Below are 19,086 nucleotides of genomic sequence, written 5' to 3'. Positions count from 1 at the left end.
ATCCCGCAATGCTTGGTGATTGCTGCTGTAAGCGTAGTCTTACCATGGTCAATATGACCGATTGTTCCTATGTTCACATGCGGCTTTGTCCGCTCAAATTTCTCCTTAGCCATCTTCTTTATTCCTCCTGCCGTTGTTTTGGAGCCCATAATCGGAATTGAACCGATGAACCTCTTCCTTACCAAGGAAGCGCTCTACCGACTGAGCTACATGGGCCCGAAAATGCGATTCAAATTAACTAAAATATTTAACTCAAACCATTATTCCTCTGGAGATCGAAAAAAGTGGAGCGGGAGACGAGATTCGAACTCGCGACATTCAGCTTGGAAGGCTGAAGCTCTACCAACTGAGCTACTCCCGCATAGGGGAAACTAAAATAGCTAATTAACCCATTAGCTATGTAGTAACGATCCCCCATAACAACATTTTAAGATCTCCTACACAACACACTGGTGGTGGGGGGAGGATTTGAACCTCCGAAGGCTGAGCCGTCAGATTTACAGTCTGATCCCTTTGACCACTCGGGAACCCCACCGATTTATTTTGGAGCCGATACCCCGAATCGAACGGAGGACATTCTCATTACAAGTGAGATGCTCTACCAACTGAGCTATATCGGCCCATCTTAATATCCGCAACATTTTGTCACGACGAAAAGACCGAGAAATAGTATCAGAACAAAACAAGATAATCAACACTAAATTTTACAAATTTTCAACCACCAACTTAAAATATTTGAATTGGATTTCCAAAAACCTTCCTGCCCTCTGATTCCCTTATTCTTTCCTTTGAATTAAGCCTAATCCAATATTTAAAATAACAGGCTGCCTGGAAAAATCTTTATAAAATAAAAACACCAATATTCAATATTCAATAACTTATCAACATATACAAATAAAATAAAAATTACAAGAAATTTTTAACCCCGCTCTTTTTAACCACACCTATAAAAAATTAAAAACCTGGTAATGAGGATTAAAAGACGCATATATATCCTTGACAAGTTTTTCTTAATTTTATAATTAATCCACCAAACGTTAACGTAACCACCAAGGAATAAAATGTTTAAAACCAAACTTGCTATAATCTTAATACTTTTTTGGATCACAGCAGGCTGTCAACACTCATACAATAAAAATACCTCCGATCAATATGTTAAAAAGCAAACAATTTCTTCGGATGTTCTGAAATCTGACACCACTTCTGATCACCCTGATTCAAATAAAAAAGACTTGATTATCAACAGCCGTGAAGAACGAGATGACACCACAGAGGCCATCACTATTTCAGATTCTTCTTTGCAGAATCCCACCCAAACAGATTCGTTAACATCAGACCTTGAAAAAGAATCAGAAAAACAAAACCAGGAATCAGAGCTCACTGCCCGGGAAAAAATCGACCAGGCACTTGAACTTTGCAATTATGCCCAGCAGATGTGGGAAAAAGGCAAATTAGAAGAAGCGGTAACCAACCTTGACTCTGCTTATTACTCCATACTCGAGATCGATTCGGAGGTTTATCCTGAATTCAATCAGCAAAAAGAAGACATCCGATACCTGATATCAAAACGAATTCTTGAAATTTACGCATCCCGCCAGATAGTGGTAAACGGACAACACAATGAAATACCAATCATTTTGAATAAACACGTACAAAATGAAATAAAAAGGCTTACCGGACCTGAACGTAAATTCTTCATACAATCCCTTGAACGATCTGAAAGGTTTAGGCCTTTTATAGTTTCTGAATTGAAAAAAGCTGGCCTGCCCGAAGAGATCTCATGGCTTCCATTAATTGAAAGCGGCTTTAAGATCAGAGCCTTATCCCCAGCCAGAGCTCTGGGTTTATGGCAGTTTATTCCTTCTACCGGATACAAATTCGGATTAAACCGCAACTATTATATTGATGAGCGTCTTGACCCTCACAAGGCGACCATGGCCGCCATTAGTTATCTAAAAGAACTGCACAATCTTTTCGGAGACTGGACAACAGCCCTTGCTGCATATAATTGCGGAGAGAACAGAGTGTTAAGAACCATCCGAAAACAAAGAATAAACTATCTTGATAACTTCTGGGATCTTTACCAGAATTTGCCCAGGGAAACCGCACGGTATGTTCCCAGATTTTTAGCAACACTCCATATTATAAACAATCTTGACCAATATAATATCAAAATTAACACCCCCTTATTACCCATTGCTTTTAAAACATATGAAATCAAAAAACAGATCAGGCTCAAAGATATTGCAAAAGAAATCGGAGTGAAGACAGCCGTATTAAAAGATTTAAATCCGGAACTGAGGTATGCACTGCTTCCACCGGAACCTTATCTATTAAAAATTCCTGAAGATAAAGCCCAAATTTTCCTTTCAAAAATTGATAAAATTAAAACAACTTATTCTCCTCCGCCAATGGTTGTATTCCATCGCGTAAGAAGAGGAGATACTTTATCCGGACTCGCTAAAAAGTATAAAACATCCATCCGTGCTATATCGGTTGCCAACCATATCAATAGATCACACAGAATCATTGCCGGCAAGATATTAAAAATACCCAGCAGGACCAGCGGAGCAAAGATCAATGCGCTTGCATCTCAGCCGCTATCACCGGGGCAAACTCTCACATACACTGTTCGACGCGGCGATAATCTTTGGAATATTGCCAGAAAATTTAGCACTACAACAAAAAACATCATGGCTTCAAACAGGTTATCCGGCACCACATTGAGCATTGGTCAAACCCTTCATATTACATCCAAAAAACAATTGACAAGAGAACAATTCAAAATTGCAAAAAAAGGGACTTCCACATACAAAGTTCAGTCAGGGGACAGCCCTTTTTCAATTGCAAAAAAATATAATATGAGTTTAAATCGACTCCTTGTCTTGAATCGTTTGAGTAAAAGAAGTAAAATCTTTCCCGGGCAAAAATTAATCGTTGAATAAACCCTGCCCCCGTAGCTCAGTGGATAGAGCATAGGATTCCTAATCCTTGAGCGCAGGTTCGATTCCTGCCGGGGGCACCACTTATATGCAGGCTGTATGAAAAAACGTTCCTTTAAACCTGAGCTTCTGGCACCTGCCGGAAATTTTGAAAAGCTTGAAATTGCCATCCACTATGGTGCAGATGCGGTCTACCTTGCAGGCAAAGATTTCAGCCTGAGAAATTTCTCCGGCAATTTTACACAGACAGAACTATTTGATGCGGTTACCTTTGCCCACCTTCATAACGTCAAAGTCTATCTTGCCTGCAATATCTACTCAAGAAACCATGAACAAAAAGAACTTGAAAGCTTTTTACACAAAACCGGCCGCCTCAATCCAGATGCAATTATTATCTCCGATCCGGGCATCATTATGCTGGCAAAAAAAATTATCCCGAATATTGATATCCACTTAAGCACCCAGGCCAATACAACCAACCTGAATGCCGCGAGGTTCTGGCACGGCATGGGGGTAAAAAGGGTCAACCTTGCAAGGGAATTATCCCTGAACGAAATAAAAGAAATCGCTACAGGTTCAAAAATAGAAACAGAAACCTTCATTCACGGTGCCATGTGTATATCATATTCCGGACGATGCCTGCTAAGTAGTTTTTTAAGCGGCAGGGATAGCAACAGAGGTCTTTGCAGCCATCCCTGCCGATGGAAATACTCAGTAGTGGAAGAACTTCGCCCCAACGAATATCATTCGCTTATGGAAGATGACAGAGGCTCATATATCTTTAACTCCAAAGATTTGTGTATGATCGAAAACATCCCTGATCTCATTGATGCAAACATAACATCATTAAAGATAGAAGGCCGAATGAAGGGTATTAACTATCTTGCTTCTGTGGTTAAAACATATAGAAATGCAATTGACTCCTATGCTGATGACCCGGATACATTTGAAACGAATCCGGATTGGCTTGCCGAGCTTTACCAGGTTTTTCACAGGGAATATTGTACGGGTTTTTATTTTAATCAACAGGGTGAACAGCTACCCAATTACAACAACATTCACCAGGGGAAAATCCACAGCTTCATTGGAAAAATAATCGGCAGCACAGAAGATCAAAGTTATACGGTAGGCATTAGAAACAAACTCAGCAGAGGTGATATAGTTGAAATTCTGTCTCCAAAAGGTCGCTCCAAAAGAACAAAAATCATAGAGCTGCTTGATATTAATAAAAACCCGATTGATAATGCCCATCCAAATACACTTGCTATCCTTACGCTTGAAATTCAATGTCAACCCAATGATATTGTGCGCAAAATATAAAATAAATCATATCAATATTTTGATATACCGGACAAAACAAAAATGGTATACTCGAATCCCGATACTGGGAGAACAACAAAAACAAAATCTTCGTGATCAGTCAAGGCACTGATGAAAATAAAGGACTGCAATGATTAGAAAAGCAATACTTGATGATGTCCCGGCCATCCATGCATTACTTCAATTCTATAATATTAAGGGTGAACTTTTAGCAAGGCCTCTTAGCAAACTATACGACCATTTAAGAGACTTCTGGGTATTTGAAGATCCCAAGCAAAAAAAAATAGTCGGATGCTGTGCACTGCAATTTTGCTGGGAAGACATGGCAGAAATCCGATCCCTTGCAGTTGATCATGATTTCACAGGTCGGGGAATCGGCTCTACGCTCACAGAAAGAAGCATCCAGGAAGCATTTTATTTTAAAATCAAGGATCTTTTCACTCTCACCTACCGGCCGACCTTTTTTGAACAATTCGGATTTTCAACCATTGATAAGAAAGAGCTTCCCATCAAGGTCTGGTCCGATTGTATCGGTTGTGTCAGTTTTCCTAATTGTGATGAAATCGCCCTGCTTAAAAAATTATAAATATACCATTTTATAGGGAATCGGTGGATGGATTAATGTAGATGGTTTCGGTAATATATGCTCCTGGGATACTGTCAGCCAGTTCGTATCCGGGTTTAACTCCCGAAGTCTTCCGCCCTCTGAGGGCAATGCATGACTGGTATAATCGTATTTTACATTTAAGATACAGATAAAATTTTTACGCTGCCGTGCAACCACATAATTTTTTGTAAATTTGTTTTGGGTAATACCTGCCGTGCCGGCCAATTTTTTTATTTCACTGTCCGGCAGTTTAACCAGGACGGATTTGCATACCCCTCTTTCATCAATCCGTAAAAGATTTCTTGATTCACTGGAAGAAACATAAATCGTTGTAATTCCAGGGAACTGTCTGAAGTATTGGGCGGCTACTATGGCTGCGGTTCTTCTCCCTCCGGACATAATTGGAACACCATAGTATTCAAAGAATTTTTTTTGAATATCTTCAGCATATTTATCCCCTTTTTCATAAAGATCTTTTGAAATATACCTTAACTCCCTGGCAAGGTCCTCAGACGCTTCTGCTATGGGCCAGTCTATCCTTACATGGAAATGGGTTAAGGCATATCTTACCTTTGTTCGCTGGTTCCTTTGAATCAACAAGGCATAATCAATGGGGAGCAATGATCCTAACAATGAGAAAAATTCACTGGTCTCAAAAAATTTGAGATTTCGGTTAAAATTCTCCACATTTGGGAAATATTTATGTTTTAATAAATTATCCTTTGTCGTCTTATTGACGTCAAAGTATCGAATGTATTTCTTATGTTTTTTATCGATAAAATCTTCTGAAAAAATGATTAAAAATGAATTTTGTGCATCAAACTCAACCGAAGGAATTCGTGCTCTGGGCTTAAGCTCCCTTAATTCCACAAACGGATAGGGCATCTGTAATCGAAGAAAATTATTATAAGACCCCACAAGGGAGTAGCTTAAAACAAATTGATCCAGTTCATCGCGCAACACCTCATAGTAAGACCTTCTAAGTCTTTCTTCCCGGCTTAAACAATCTCTGTGCTTGCAGAATACCACACTATTTTCCTCTTATCGTCTATTCTGGAATTTTATTCCAGGGCAACCACTCCAGGGAGCTTTTTGCCCTCCATTAAATGTAAAAAAGCACCGCCGCCTGTTGAAACATAGCTGACCTTATCTGCAACATTACATTTTTTTGCAGCAAGTCCGGTATCTCCCCCACCAACAATGGAAAATGCTGAAGAATCTGCAATGGCATCCGCTATAACCTGGGTTCCTGATATAAATTTTTCCATTTCAAAAACCCCCATGGGGCCATTCCATACAATGGTTCCTGCATCCTCGATGGCTTTGGCATATCTTAAAGCAGTCTTTGGACCAATATCCAGGGCCATCCATTGATCCGGGATCTGATCTACCATGGCTTCTTTTACCCGGGTATCTTTGTCAAACTTTTCAGCACAAACCAAATCCCGGGGAAGCAGAAAATCCACTCTTTTTTCTTTTGCCTTTTTAACGATACCGGCCGCTGTCTCCAAAAGATCTTCTTCAATCATTGATCCCTTGGTATCAAATCCCTGGCTTTTTAAGAACGTATTGGCCATAACGCCGCCGATGATCAGTTTATCAAAAAAATTTAGCATGTTCTCCAGGGCGGCAAGCTTGCCGAACACTTTTGCGCCGCCAATTACTGCCACCAAGGGTCTTTTAGGATTTTCAACCAGATCGTAATACGATTGAACTTCTTTTTCAAGTAAAAAACCCGCCACAGATTCAGACACTAATTTGGGGATGCCCGTAACAGATGCCTGATCCCGGTGGGAAACAGCAAAGGCATTATTCACATATACATCGCAAAGATCGGCAAGTTTCTTTGCAAACGCTTCATTATTCTCTTTTTCTTCGTTATGAAATCTTAAATTCTCTAACATCAGAATCTGACCATTATCCAGTTGACTGACCATTTTTGAGACGTTCTCACCGATACAATCATCTGCAAACAAAACCGGGGTTTCTAAAATTCGTGACAATCTTTTAGCTACCTGCGCCAGGCTGAATTTTGGATCCCTCTTGCCATTGGGTCTGCCCATGTGAGAGGCCAGAATGATTTTTGCGTTTCTTTCCAACAGGTAATAGATGAGATCCAGGGTTGCCAATATCCTGTTATCGTCTGTAATATTTAAATTTTCATCAACCGGTACATTATAATCAACCCTGACAAAAACTGCCTTTGATGTCACATCAATATCTCTTACGGATTTCATTGATTCCTTGATAATTATTTTTTTATTTTTCTGTGCACCTGTTTTTTGCGGGACCAGCGCTCAAAAAAATTAATGACACCTGATTGAGTTCCCCTTTCAATAATCTCTTCTTCCACTTTAACACCCTCTTTTGAGGCCATGGCCTGCTGAAGGCATTTTGTTTTAACAGAACAATGGTAAAAGCATTCATCCGGGGTCTGCCTTAACCCCTTATCGGTCATGGGAAATACTTTTTCAAGAACACCAAAACACTCTCGCTTTTCATTTTCTTTCTTCATTTAAATTCATCAAATTCTTTATTAAATTTTGATATCAGGCCCTGAGCCGCAAAACTGTAAAAACCTTCCTTTCCAATGATCATATGCTCATGCAAGATAATTCCCACATATTTTAATGCAAAAAAGAGTTTTCTTGTGATCTGAATATCACTTTCGGAAGGGTCTGCATCTCCGGAAGGATGATTGTGAGCAAAAATTACAGCTGCGGCATTATGCTGTAATGCACTCATGATGACTTCCCTTGGGTAAACCGAACTGGTCGTCAATGTTCCGGTAAAAAGGATCTTAGATGTCAGGACCCTGTTTTTGGCATCAAGGAAAATACCGGCAAATACTTCTTTTGTTTTATGTCCGATTGTGTGATTCAGATACTCCATCAGGTCCTTGGGATTTTGAACCACATCCTTTGATATGATCCTGGCTTCAAGGTATCTGTCAGCCACTTCTTTGATCAATCGAATGCCCAGACTGTTTGCCGGCCCCACTCCTTGGATTTCACAGAGAGATTCGTGGTTTGCCGAAAGAACTGCCTGAAACGTCTTAAACCGTTTTAAAAGCAATTTTGCACTCTGTTTGCAGTCCTTTCTCGGTGTGTTCAGAGAAAGTAGCAGCTCTATTACTTCATAGTCATGAAATCCTTGAAGGCCGCTTTCCAAAAACTTGTCCCGCAGCCTTTTTCTGTGTCCTTCTCCCTTATGAGTCGATGACTTCTTCGTCTCCATTCTCCTTATCCACAGGAAGGTCTTCCAGATTTATATCCTCCTGATCCTCTTCCTCTTCTTCTTCAGGGAGCCGTGCGATTCCAATAAGCTTTTCACCTGATGACAGGTTAATCAGTCTAACACCCTGGGTATTTCTGCTGATCACATTGATGCTTTTATTGGATGTTCGAATCAGCTTTCCTTTATCTGTCACCATCATGAGTTCATCATTATCATCCACAAGAAGCAACGAGACCATTTTACCATTACGCCTTGAGGTCTTAATAGAAAAAACGCCTTTCCCGCCACGGCCCTGGATCCTATAATCCTCAATTAAAGACCGTTTTCCATATCCGTTTTCGGTTACCGTAAGGAGAGTATCTTCAGATTCCAGGACTTCCATTCCAACAACTCTTGAGTCCTGATCGATTCTCATTCCGCGAACACCCATGGAGCCCCTTGCAGTTGTACGGACATCACCTTCACGGAAACGAATCACCTTACCTCCTTCTGATCCAAGAAAAATATTCATATCCCCATCGGTTATCCTGGCTGAAATCAACTCATCGCCCTCTGCAAGCCTGATCCCGATCAGACCACCGGATCTTCGTCTTGAATAAGCCATCAGAAGGGTTTTCTTCACCCTTCCCTTTTTAGTGGCCATGACAACATATTGATTCTCAACAAACGCATCAACGGTTAACACAGTGGCAAGTTTTTCACCTTCATCAAAATTTAACAGGTTTACAATGGCCTTCCCAAGACTTGAGCGTCCTGCCATAGGCAGTTCATAAACCTTTGACTGATAAACTTTTCCAAAATTGGTAATAAACAGAAAGGTGGCGTGGGTGGATGCAACAAAAAGATGTTCAACAAAATCATCAGACTTTGTTCCCATGGCGGTTTTGCCTTTTCCGCCCCTGTGCTGGCTTGAATACAGAGTAATCGGATTTCGCTTGATATAGCCGCTTCTGGTCACGGTCACAACCATATCTTCCTGGGCAATCAGGTCTTCAATACTGATTTCAGCTGTACTTTCGACTATGATTGTACGCCTTTGGTCACCAAATTCTTCGTCAAGCTCGGACAGTTCATCCTTAATCAGCCCTAGGACCACTTCATCGCTTGAAAGAATTTCATTGTACCAGGCAATGTCCTTTAAAAGAGCATCATATTCGCTAATAATTTTTTCCCTTTCAAGCCCTGTAAGCCTTTGCAGGCGCATATCAAGTATTGCCTGGGCCTGGATGGCTGTAAGATTGAATGTGGATATCAACCCGTTTTTGGCCTCTTCAGGGGAATGTGACGCCCGGATCAGTGCCACTGCTTCATCCAGATGATCCAGAGCAATTTTCAAGCCTTCTAAAATGTGAGCTCTTTCTTCTGCCTTTCTTAAGTCAAATCTTGTTCTCCGGATAATGACATTTCTGCGGTGGCCGATAAAATGATTCAGGATCTCTTTTAACGTTAGAAGCTGTGGTCTGTTATTGACAATAGCAAGGAGGATAATTCCAAAACTGGTCTGCATGTTTGTATGTTTATAAAGCTGATTAATCACAACTTCATTAATCTGGTCCCTTTTAAGCCCTATGGCAATTCTCATTCCGTCACGGTCGGATTCATCCCGAACAAAGGATGCGCCTGTAATAACCTTATCCCGCATGAGTTCAGCTATTTTTTCAACTAGTTTTGCCTTGTTGACCTGGTAGGGAAGCTCGGTCACAATAATGGTTTCCTGACCGTTCTTTTTATTTACCTCAACCTCAACCTTGGCACGCAAAGTAATAATCCCCCGCCCTGTGCTATAGGCCTCATGGATTCCTTTGGTGCCATAGATATGACCATAGGTTGGAAAGTCAGGCCCGGGAATGTATTCCATCAAATCTTCGATGTCCATTGAAGGGTTATCAATCAGTTGATTTAACGCTGTAATAACCTCTTTTATGTTATGCGGCGGGATATTGGTTGTCATTCCAACGGCAATCCCAGAGGAGCCATTGACCAGCAATGAAGGAAATTTAGTCGGTAAGACTGACGGTTCTTTAAGAGTTTCATCATAATTGGGAATAAAGTCAACGGTTTCCTTTTCAAGATCGGCAAGCATCTGATGGGCAATCTTGCGCATCCTGATTTCCGTATACCTCATTGCAGCCGGTGAATCACCATCCACCGATCCAAAGTTACCCTGACCATCAACCAACATATATCGCAACGAAAAAGGCTGAGCCATCCGGACAATGGTGTCATATATAGCAGAATCACCATGGGGATGATTCTTACCCATCACATCACCGACAATACGGGCAGATTTCTTATAGGGTTTATTCCAGTCGTTCCGTACTTGCTGCATGGCGTACAGTGAACGCCGGTGAACCGGTTTCAGTCCGTCACGAACATCGGGAAGCGCCCTTCCGATAATGACACTCATTGCATATTCGAGATAGGATTGTTTCATCTCCTTCTCAATGGTGGTCACATTAATCTCTTTATTAATAATCAACGTTTAAACTCCAATTCTTTCTCTTTATGAACCTTTCCGGGTTCAACCATAAATTGAAAACTTGAAAAATATATGTCTGAAAGGGTTAAAAACAGGGTGGCAATCAACGGTCCGTAAATAATACCCAGCAAACCATATGCCTTTAGCCCTCCGATAATTGCAAAAAATACGATTAACGGATGCATTCTCACCCTGTCGCCAACCACTTTGGGTTTAAAAATATACTCGACTCCCCAGGAAAGCACGGCATAAAAAACAAGGACAAAAATTCCTGCTGCAAATTTCGATTTCAGCATCAAAATTGCCGCGGCAGGAATCAGTATAATCCCGATCCCCAAAATGGGCAAAAAGGCCAGAAAGCCCATAATCACACCCCATAAAAATGGAGAATTCCATCCTAAAAACAGGAAAAGCACTCCGCCTGCAACCCCCTGAATCAAGCCGCCAAGGCCATTGCCGATAAGAACGGCACCCGCCATGCCCTTAAATTTTTCAAAAAGCTTATCATCATGTTCATCCGGCAAAGGAGACAGGTTATACATGTATTTTATAAACTTATTCCCATCTATGAGCATATAAAATACCACAATCAGCATCAAACAGAAATACAGCACAATATTAAACACATTGGATGTGATAAATTTGGCCTGTTCAAACAATGAGAATCCCACAAACTTTCCAAGCTCTGAGATAGGACTGATCAACTCATCCCAGGTCACCACTTTTTCAATCCTTGCCCTTAGCAGGAGTTCATTGAACCGTTCAAGAACCTGTGTGCTTTCAAGCAGATCCTTTAACTGGTTTGAAAAAACTGCATCCCTGGCCATGACATAAAGATTAAACGCCTCCTTGGAAAGTACCCCGAAAAAAAAGACAACTGGAATAAATACAACAAAAAAAACAAGGATGCAGGTAAGAACGGATGCCAGTCTCGGTGTCAGTTTTTTTGAAAAAAACTTGAAAACCGGGTTAAAAACCCCTGTGGAGACAACCCCTAATATGATGATAGCAAAAAAAGGAGCCATCAGCTTGCCAGCAAGCAGAATCGCAATGCAGAACAGAGCAATAAAAAAGACAAACACCGCTCTTTGAGAAAATTTTTGCTCCAACATTTCACCAAACCTGTTAAATTTTAGAGAAAAGGAAAGGGTAAAAAACCATGTAAAGCCACAATATGCAAAGTAACTTGCACAAATGCGGCTTTACATAAATCAAATAATCATCTTGTTTTAGCTGCTGATTAAACCAAGAGCTGCCAGAACAAGAAGTATCTCAAATATAATGACTTGAACAAAACTTCCAAAAAAATGATATACAATACCGCCACCTACGATGGCTGGTACCGCTGTAAAAATCAATATGCCTAATTTCCTAGGAATATCCATAATAGAAACACCCCTTTATGCCTTTCATTTCAAACATTATTACAACCCAATAAAACTCTAAGGTTTTTTACCATTTTAATGAATCCAAGTAAAGGACAAACTTATCTTTCTATTATCATTGCCATACCCATACCACCACCGATACACATGGAGATCAGACCTGTGGAATAGGATTTTCTTTTCATCTGGTTAATGGCGGTAACCATCTGTCTTGCCCCTGTGCATCCGATGGGATGACCCAGTGAAACTCCTGATCCCAGCTCATTCGGCCTTTCCACATCAATATTCAGCTCTCTCATACATCCGATGGCCTGGGCAGCAAAGGCTTCGTTCAGTTCAATCAAGTCAATATCATCAATACTCATACCGGTCTGTTTCAACACTTTTTTCACCGCCGGAACAGGGCCAAGACCCATGTAGGCCGGATCAAGTCCACCGGCTGAAAAACCTTTTATTTTTGCCAGTTTTTCAAGGCCAAGTTCATCTGCCTTTTCTTCGGACATCAGAAGAACAGCTGCAGCCGCATCATTAATTCCGGATGCATTTCCTGCAGTTACGCTTCCGTCTTTTTTAAATGCCGGACGAAGTTTTGCCATTTTCTCCATACTGGTTTCCATGGGGCGCTCATCTTTATCAACAATGGTATCCCCTCTGCGGGATTTAATTACCACAGGTACGATTTCTTCAGCAAATGTGCCATCATTCACGGCAGCAAACGCTCTTGCATGGCTCAACAAAGCCAGTTGATCCTGCTCTTCCCTTGAGATACCATATTTTTCTACAATATTTTCAGCAGTGAGCCCCATGTGGTATCCATAAAAAATCTCATATAATCCGTCAAATACCATCAAGTCATGGACAGGTCCGATACCGGTCAGTTCCATTCGATGTCCCCATCTGGCTTTGTTCAATGCCATGGGGGCATTACTCATGCTTTCCTGACCGCCGGCAAGGATCACTTCTGCCCCTCCTGCCATAATGGCCTGGGCACCAAGAGCAATGGCTTTAAGGCCTGAACCGCATATTTTATTTATTGTAAAGGCAGGACTCTGCCTTGAGATACCTGCTGCGATCATGGCCTGTCGGGCTGTATTCTGGCCCTGTCCGGCCTGCAAAACATTGCCCATGATCACTTCATCAATAAATACAGGAGCCAGGGAATCATCATAATCATATCCCTTTTTTTCAAGATCGATCATGCCCTGACCTTTTAATGTATCCGGAGAAAATTCATCCTGGGATGCATCCACAGCAGGTTTTAACCCGACTCTTTTTAAAACATCTTTCATTACTATTGTACCCAGATCAACCACAGGTACACTTTTCAAGGAACCGCCAAATGATCCTACAGGCGTTCTGACACCACTGACAATAACAACATCTTTCATTTAAAGCCTCCATCAATATTGATTTTTTCTTTATTAGCAGTTATATTTTAACTACATCACGGGATCAATAACAAAGAGACAAATAAAAAACAAGGAAATATGCATGTGTTTAATCCTCTTTGGATATAAAGTTTCAAGGAAATATCCTTTAATTCTTGCTGCCAACAGGGATGAATTTTATCAGAGGCCCACTGCCCGGATGGGCTTCTGGCAGGACAATCCCTCCATTCTTGCCGGAAAAGATCTCGACCAGGGAGGCACCTGGTTCGGGGTTCATAAAAATGGCAAATTTGCAGCCCTTACAAATTACCGGGACCCTGCCTCAATCAAACAAAATGCTCCCTCAAGGGGTGAAATTATTATTGATTTTCTTGAATCCAGTGAATCTTCTGAAACCCATTTTAATGCGTTCAAAAAAAAGGCAGATTCATACAATGGATTTAATCTGCTTTTTGGCAACAAAGAGGATCTCTTCTGGTTCTCCAACCTGAAAAACCGGATTGAGAAAATAAACCCGGGCATCCACGGAGTTTCCAACCGATTTTTGGACACATCCTGGCCCAAGGTGACATCCGGGAAAAAAGCATTAGAACAGGCTATCAATGAAAATATCTCGTCTGAGTCCCTTTTTCCCATACTCACGGATCAATCCATCCCTGATGACAGCCTGCTTCCCCATACCGGTGTAGGACTTGAATGGGAAAGAATCCTGTCCCCCTTGTTTATCCAAAATGACATTTACGGCACAAGGTCATCCACTGTGATGCTGATGGATAAAAATGGCCATATCGAAATCACGGAACGAACCTATGACCTTAAAAACAACTCAAAATATTCAGACAGGCAGTTTTCCATTACTTCCTGAAACTTTGAGCGGATTTTCAAATTTTCGGATCAGCTATTCAAGGAAGAATATCCTTTTTTAAAATTAATATAAGTTCGACAGGATGCAAAACGTCCTCCGCCACGAGAGCGTCTGACGTTTAATCCTGTTTAGTCTTCTCTCTATCAGGGGTTGCCACCCTTATGTATTTAGATAATTCATTTGTCAATTCCTGAATTTTAACAGGTTTGGTGAGATATCCATCATATCCCTTTTTTAAAGCACCTGTTTTTGTCTTTGCCACCATATCGCCTGTAAACGCAATAATTGGGATGTGTTTTGTGTTAGGATCTGACTTGAGTACCTTAGTGGCCTGGTTCCCATCCATCACCGGCATCCTGATATCCATAATAATGATATCCGGTGTATTTTCTCTTACCATTAAAAGTGCTTCGTTACCATTGTAGGCTTCAAGAACATCTTGGTTGAATTTGCTTAAAAGTTCCTTTAGCATGAAACGATTGGACTCATTATCATCGACAATCAGTATCCTCTTTTTTTCAAAATAAGGCGAACCGTTTTCGCTTGTAGACCTCTGTTCTTCCACAATTACTACTTCATCTGATGAAGTCTTTACATTTTTTAAGTTGATTATAAATGTGCTTCCAACCCCTTTTTTACTTATAACACTGATCTGCCCGCCCATTGCCTCGGTAAGCCTTTTACAAATTGCAAGCCCAAGCCCTGTCCCGCCATACTTCTTGCTTATTTGTCCATCAGACTGTTTAAATAATTCAAATATTAAATTTACTTCCTTTCCTTCAATCCCGAGACCTGTATCCTCAACCTTGATGATCAGGTCTATCGTGTCCAAGTTCCGGGTCGCCTGTTTTTGGGCAGTCAGTTTGATCAATCCTTTTTCAGTAAATTTGGCTGCATTGCCCACAAGGTTTAAAAGGATTTGCCTAATTCTGGTTTCATCAAGAATCAGGTGAATCGGCAGGTCCTCTGCCAGATCCACCACGAACCGAATGCCCTTGTTGGTAATTTTGTCTTTAAAAACATACTCGATTTCCGTAAATAAAATTTTAAGGTTCACCGGTTCATATTTGAAGACCATTTTATAGGCTTCCATTTTTGAAAGATCAAGAATATCGTTTATTAATATAAGAAGGCTTTTCCCGGCAGTTTTCATTGCATCAATATAGTTTTTCTGTCTAGGATCATTCAGCTCAATGGACAATAATTCGCTGAATCCGAGCAATGCATTTAAAGGCGTCCGTATTTCATGGCTCATGTTTGCCAGAAATTCGGATTTGGTTTTGGTTGCGGCTTCAGCTGCTTCTGTTTTGATTACAAGCTCTTCATTCAGTTCGAGTAATTCGTTGGTTCTGATATTCACCAATTCTTCAAGGTTCTTCTTATGGCTTTCCAATTCGCGAATATATTTGCCAAGTTGGAATTCCATGAATGAAAAGGCATTTACCAGTTCCTTGATGTCCTCATCTCGGTTATGTGATGTGATGTAGTCTAATTTCGGGTTTTGGTCCATCCCAAAGTTGTAGGTTGGCAATTGCCTTGCGTATTCAGCTAATCTGGAGATAGAAAATGCGATCTTTCTACTGATAAAAACAGCAACCGCAATACCTGTAATCGAAACAAGGAATAAAAGGAGGAATTGTCTGGTAGCAATGACAATACTGAGTTTTTTAAATTCAGTCCAATCAAAAAAAGCGGCTACATTCCAGTTAACGTGTTTATAAGAATAAGCATAGGCGGTCTGTTTTAATTCTTTTTGGTGATTGTTGGTATATCTATATTCGACAAGTTCTCCAAAATTATTTAAGGTTTTCCCCGATTGTGTTTTTGTGTTGTTGCGAATCGAAACCACAACCTTGCCAAAATCAATATCCTTTAGCTTGGACGTGTTGAGGATAATCGTTCCATTGTCATCAAAAATAAGGATGCCACCGATTTTATTCAAATTGGTTTGGCTGATTACCCTGCTCAATTTTACAAGGGCTGATTTCTCTTTTGTCAAAGAATTTTTTTCTATGTCAACCATCTCATGAGCTACCCCGATAATCCATTCCCACTGGGGGAAATACAGAAAGAATCCCATATGTTTTACCAACCTCATATCCTCAAGCCTCGGCCACATAAAAACGGTAAATACTTTTTTTTCATTTTTAATAACGTCTCGAATCAGCTTTAACGCATCTTTTTTCTTGAGGTCTTCAAATCCGGTCCATTTTTTACCCACCATCTCTTTGTTGGGATGGGATATACCGTTCAAGCCTAAGTCATAAACAAAGGAATAGTGGTCTTCCTGATAACGGTACGTATCAATCCTGTCCAGACATTTTTCTTTTGCCAGCCGCTCGGTTAATATTCCGGATTTATGCAGATCATGAAACGAATCGACCATGGACAGGAGGCTGGTACCGATATTCTTCATAACGGACCGTTGATTCTTTATGGTATCGATTTCATAAGACAGGATATCATTAAACTCATTGTCAATGATTCGAATTGTCGATGCCAACGTCTCTTTGGTTAAATTATATTGCTGTGAACTGATTTGGGCTTGATAATGCGTTGTCGTAATAAATATAAACGATATTGAGGTGGCAACCATAAGCCCGACAACAAGCAGGATTATTTTTGATCTTATAGTCTTGAACATATACGCTTCCCAGGTATGAAAACCCTATCTTAGATGATTCATTGCTGGTTTTCAGGTTCTTCAATCGTTTCATATATCTCAAAGGCGCCAGCAAGAATATCAAGGGGAAATCGAAAACTGATTTTTTTTGCACTTTCCAGATTAATGGTCATTTTTGTCGGGTCTTCAAATACTTGTTCTAATTGCCCAATTTTTGCTCCATTAAACGTCTTGGCAATTGTTTTTGCGTAAAAGTCACCTGCATATTTCCAAGTAGCCTGGGAAATACTCATTAAAAAACCGGCTTTCACTTCGGTGGAACTTGATTGGGAAAAGGTCGGAATTTGTGCCTTGTTTACAATATCAACCAAATCCGGGATACTGTTTGGGTTGACACCATTTTGTGCCGTCACATAGATGGCATCTGTTTTATTGCTTAATTCACGAAAACAATTTTTAACACTCTCTTCACAGACTTTTACATCCATAATTTCATCCTGGGTGTAACAACGGACAATTTCAAATCCGTACTCTTTTGAGATTTTTTCGATATCGCTGATTGCTGCATAGGTTCTTCCATTAGGCGTATCTGAATATGCCACCCCTAATTTTTTAAATCCGATGATTTCATGGAAAATACGGATTTGCCGCTCATATCGAAATGGGTCAACACGGGCCAAAACATGCTCATATCCTGAATTTTCAGCACTTTTTACTATTCCAGCGCCTATCGGATCTGATGAGGATATTACAATAGTCGGAGTATGATGTTTGTTGTTAGATAAACCTCGGCCTGCTGTCGTACCTGCTGCAATCATAAGATCGATATCTTTTTTTGTATTCAGTCGATTAATGATTGTTGCAACAACCTTTTCGATCAGAGAATCATCCCAATTTGCTGTATAATGGGCATCCTTAACAAATTCAATATAATCGCTTTTAACATTCTTAACCAACCACTTCCATAATTCAATGGTTTGCTCACCTTTCTGATCTGGAATATCAATGGGTTCAATCCAACCATATGTCATTAATCCTTTAACTGTCGCCATAAAATTGAGCTGATAATGAAGAAATTCTCCACCTTCATAATAACCAATTCTCCATTTCAGGTGATTATTTTTTTGGGGTTTAATAGATAAATCCATCTTGTCTGCTGCAAGTACAGATGAAAAAATCAAGAAAATAAATAAGAAAACAATGGCACTGATTCTATTACAACCCTTCATAGTAAGACCTTTTACATTTTTTCAGTTCGTTCTATATTGCAATCAATACCATTGTGATTTAACTTTGGCTATGATTAATAAATAATTTTTCAACACAAGGTGGTTATATAATGTGTATTGCGGAAGAATGGCTTGGGATGCTATTGGGGTGCAATGCAGGGCAGCTTTCACACTTTTTTTTGGAATGCTTTGCTATGCTTTAAGAACTTTCTTGCAAACGTCCTGAATCCTTCACGTTCGTGAGCAAAAGCTTCCTGCAGGGTGACACGATTTTTATACTTGATCAAGTCTTTTACAACTCCCAGCATCTCCTGATTTACAGCGCAGATTTCTGTTGATATCTGTTTAGCGCGGGGTATAAGTTCCTCATGAGGAACCACCTCATTTACAAGACCGCATTGCATGGCCTTTTCAGTCCCAATAAATTGACAGGTAAAAGACAGCTGTTTGGCCATTCGCTGACCCACTGCCTGCTGTAGAAGTTGGGTCATACCCCAACCCGGATGAATCCCCACTTTTGCATGAGTATCAGCAAAAGAAGCGCGTTCCGAAGCAATAAGAAAATCACAGTTCAAGGCTATCTCAAAACCGCCTGTGATGGCATGACCGTTGATAGCTCCGATTATGGGTTTTTTACAATCTTCGATGACATCGGGCAAGTCTTTTCCATCGCCGCGGGGATCAAAAAGATTCTCTGTTTCAATCACAGACAGATCAAGCCCCGCACAAAATGATTTGCCGTTTCCGGTGATGATAGCAACCCGGATCTTATCATTGCTTGAGACCTCATCAAGGTAATTATAAAGATGTATTAGAAGTTCCCGGTTAATGGCGTTACGCTTCTCCGGTCGATTCAAAGTAATCATCGCTATTCCTTCTTTAGTTTCAAACAATACCGGTTTTCCCATATTCCCTGTTTCCTTCTGCGGTTTGAATTTTTATTTTCCGTATAACAATTATTAGTCAACAAAACGGGCTAATATTATTTATATCAGAGCAAATATCAAAAAA

16 protein-coding genes and 5 tRNA genes are annotated in these 19,086 nt (G+C 40.4%); 5 read left to right on the top strand and 16 right to left on the bottom strand.

From position 1 onward, the window contains the following. From QAI40_RS08735 to QAI40_RS08715, 5 genes are all read right to left on the bottom strand, one after another. The coding region (locus tag QAI40_RS08735; protein ID WP_304511561.1) for a GTP-binding protein at positions 1-113 on the bottom strand (113 nt) is incomplete at its 3' end. A gap of 26 nt (positions 114-139) precedes the next feature. Next, positions 140-216 (bottom strand) — tRNA-Thr (locus tag QAI40_RS08730). A gap of 69 nt (positions 217-285) precedes the next feature. After that, a tRNA-Gly gene (locus QAI40_RS08725) sits at positions 286-361 on the bottom strand. An 89-nt stretch (positions 362-450) separates the two neighbouring features. Then, positions 451-535 (bottom strand) — tRNA-Tyr (locus QAI40_RS08720). Between the two features lie 9 nt (positions 536-544). Continuing rightward, positions 545-620: transfer RNA gene (locus tag QAI40_RS08715), tRNA-Thr, on the bottom strand. 441 nt (positions 621-1,061) lie between these two features. Between QAI40_RS08715 and QAI40_RS08710 the strand changes: the two genes are divergently transcribed. The 4 genes from QAI40_RS08710 to QAI40_RS08695 all read left to right on the top strand — a co-directional run bounded on the left by QAI40_RS08710 (position 1,062) and on the right by QAI40_RS08695 (position 4,848). Further along, positions 1,062-2,945 (top strand): LysM peptidoglycan-binding domain-containing protein, encoded by a 1,884-nt coding sequence (locus QAI40_RS08710; RefSeq protein ID WP_299980951.1) that lies wholly within the window; start codon positions 1,062-1,064, stop codon positions 2,943-2,945. 5 nt (positions 2,946-2,950) lie between these two features. Continuing rightward, positions 2,951-3,025, top strand: a tRNA-Arg gene (locus QAI40_RS08705). Positions 3,026-3,041: 16 nt separating this feature from the next. Continuing rightward, on the top strand, positions 3,042-4,262 hold the full coding sequence (locus QAI40_RS08700; protein WP_299980953.1) for a peptidase U32 family protein: 1,221 nt from the start codon (positions 3,042-3,044) through the stop codon (positions 4,260-4,262). 130 nt (positions 4,263-4,392) lie between these two features. Then, positions 4,393-4,848 (top strand): N-acetyltransferase, encoded by a 456-nt coding sequence (locus QAI40_RS08695; protein ID WP_299980955.1) that lies wholly within the window; start codon positions 4,393-4,395, stop codon positions 4,846-4,848. On the opposite strand, the gene QAI40_RS08690 is transcribed toward QAI40_RS08695, so the two are convergent. From QAI40_RS08690 to QAI40_RS08655, 8 genes are all read right to left on the bottom strand, one after another. After that, positions 4,843-5,898, bottom strand: a complete 1,056-nt coding sequence (locus tag QAI40_RS08690; RefSeq protein ID WP_299980957.1) for a hypothetical protein — start codon at positions 5,896-5,898, stop codon at positions 4,843-4,845. The genes QAI40_RS08695 and QAI40_RS08690 overlap by 6 nt on opposite strands. A gap of 32 nt (positions 5,899-5,930) precedes the next feature. Next, positions 5,931-7,106 (bottom strand): phosphoglycerate kinase, encoded by a 1,176-nt coding sequence (locus QAI40_RS08685; protein WP_299980959.1) that lies wholly within the window; start codon positions 7,104-7,106, stop codon positions 5,931-5,933. A gap of 14 nt (positions 7,107-7,120) precedes the next feature. Further along, positions 7,121-7,384 (bottom strand): hypothetical protein, encoded by a 264-nt coding sequence (locus tag QAI40_RS08680; RefSeq protein WP_299980961.1) that lies wholly within the window; start codon positions 7,382-7,384, stop codon positions 7,121-7,123. After that, positions 7,381-8,106: a RadC family protein gene (radC, locus tag QAI40_RS08675; protein ID WP_299980963.1), complete on the bottom strand. Its 726-nt coding sequence runs from the start codon at positions 8,104-8,106 to the stop codon at positions 7,381-7,383. Before radC ends, QAI40_RS08680 begins: the two co-directional genes overlap by 4 nt. Then, positions 8,078-10,585 carry a DNA gyrase subunit A gene (gyrA, locus tag QAI40_RS08670; RefSeq protein WP_442875368.1) on the bottom strand — a complete coding sequence of 836 codons (2,508 nt, stop codon included), beginning with the start codon at positions 10,583-10,585 and terminating at the stop codon, positions 8,078-8,080. The genes radC and gyrA overlap by 29 nt, the downstream gene beginning before the upstream one ends. Beyond that, entirely contained in the window at positions 10,582-11,697 is a 1,116-nt protein-coding gene (locus QAI40_RS08665) for an AI-2E family transporter (protein WP_299980965.1), read from the bottom strand. The genes gyrA and QAI40_RS08665 overlap by 4 nt, the downstream gene beginning before the upstream one ends. Positions 11,698-11,814: 117 nt before the next feature. After that, on the bottom strand, positions 11,815-11,970 hold the full coding sequence (locus QAI40_RS08660; RefSeq protein ID WP_299980967.1) for a hypothetical protein: 156 nt from the start codon (positions 11,968-11,970) through the stop codon (positions 11,815-11,817). A 101-nt stretch (positions 11,971-12,071) separates the two neighbouring features. Then, positions 12,072-13,358, bottom strand: a complete 1,287-nt coding sequence (locus QAI40_RS08655) for a thiolase family protein (protein ID WP_299980969.1) — start codon at positions 13,356-13,358, stop codon at positions 12,072-12,074. 103 nt (positions 13,359-13,461) lie between these two features. Here QAI40_RS08655 and QAI40_RS08650 point away from each other — a divergent pair, with 103 nt between their 5' ends. Next, positions 13,462-14,223 carry an NRDE family protein gene (locus tag QAI40_RS08650; protein WP_299980971.1) on the top strand — a complete coding sequence of 254 codons (762 nt, stop codon included), beginning with the start codon at positions 13,462-13,464 and terminating at the stop codon, positions 14,221-14,223. Between the two features lie 118 nt (positions 14,224-14,341). Here QAI40_RS08650 and QAI40_RS08645 read toward each other — a convergent pair whose 3' ends face one another. From QAI40_RS08645 to QAI40_RS08635, 3 genes are all read right to left on the bottom strand, one after another. Beyond that, entirely contained in the window at positions 14,342-16,867 is a 2,526-nt protein-coding gene (locus tag QAI40_RS08645) for a response regulator (RefSeq protein WP_299980973.1), read from the bottom strand. 38 nt (positions 16,868-16,905) lie between these two features. Beyond that, on the bottom strand, positions 16,906-18,075 hold the full coding sequence (locus tag QAI40_RS08640; protein WP_299980975.1) for an ABC transporter substrate-binding protein: 1,170 nt from the start codon (positions 18,073-18,075) through the stop codon (positions 16,906-16,908). 167 nt (positions 18,076-18,242) lie between these two features. After that, positions 18,243-18,983 (bottom strand): enoyl-CoA hydratase, encoded by a 741-nt coding sequence (locus tag QAI40_RS08635; RefSeq protein ID WP_299980977.1) that lies wholly within the window; start codon positions 18,981-18,983, stop codon positions 18,243-18,245. Positions 18,984-19,086: the final 103 nt, after the last annotated feature.

Origin of the sequence: Desulfobacula sp. (assembly GCF_030611305.1) — a bacterium.
Classification (GTDB): Bacteria; Desulfobacterota; Desulfobacteria; order Desulfobacterales; family Desulfobacteraceae; genus Desulfobacula.
Note: the sequence above shows the minus strand (reverse complement) of the source record. Positions and strands in the feature narration are given on the sequence as shown.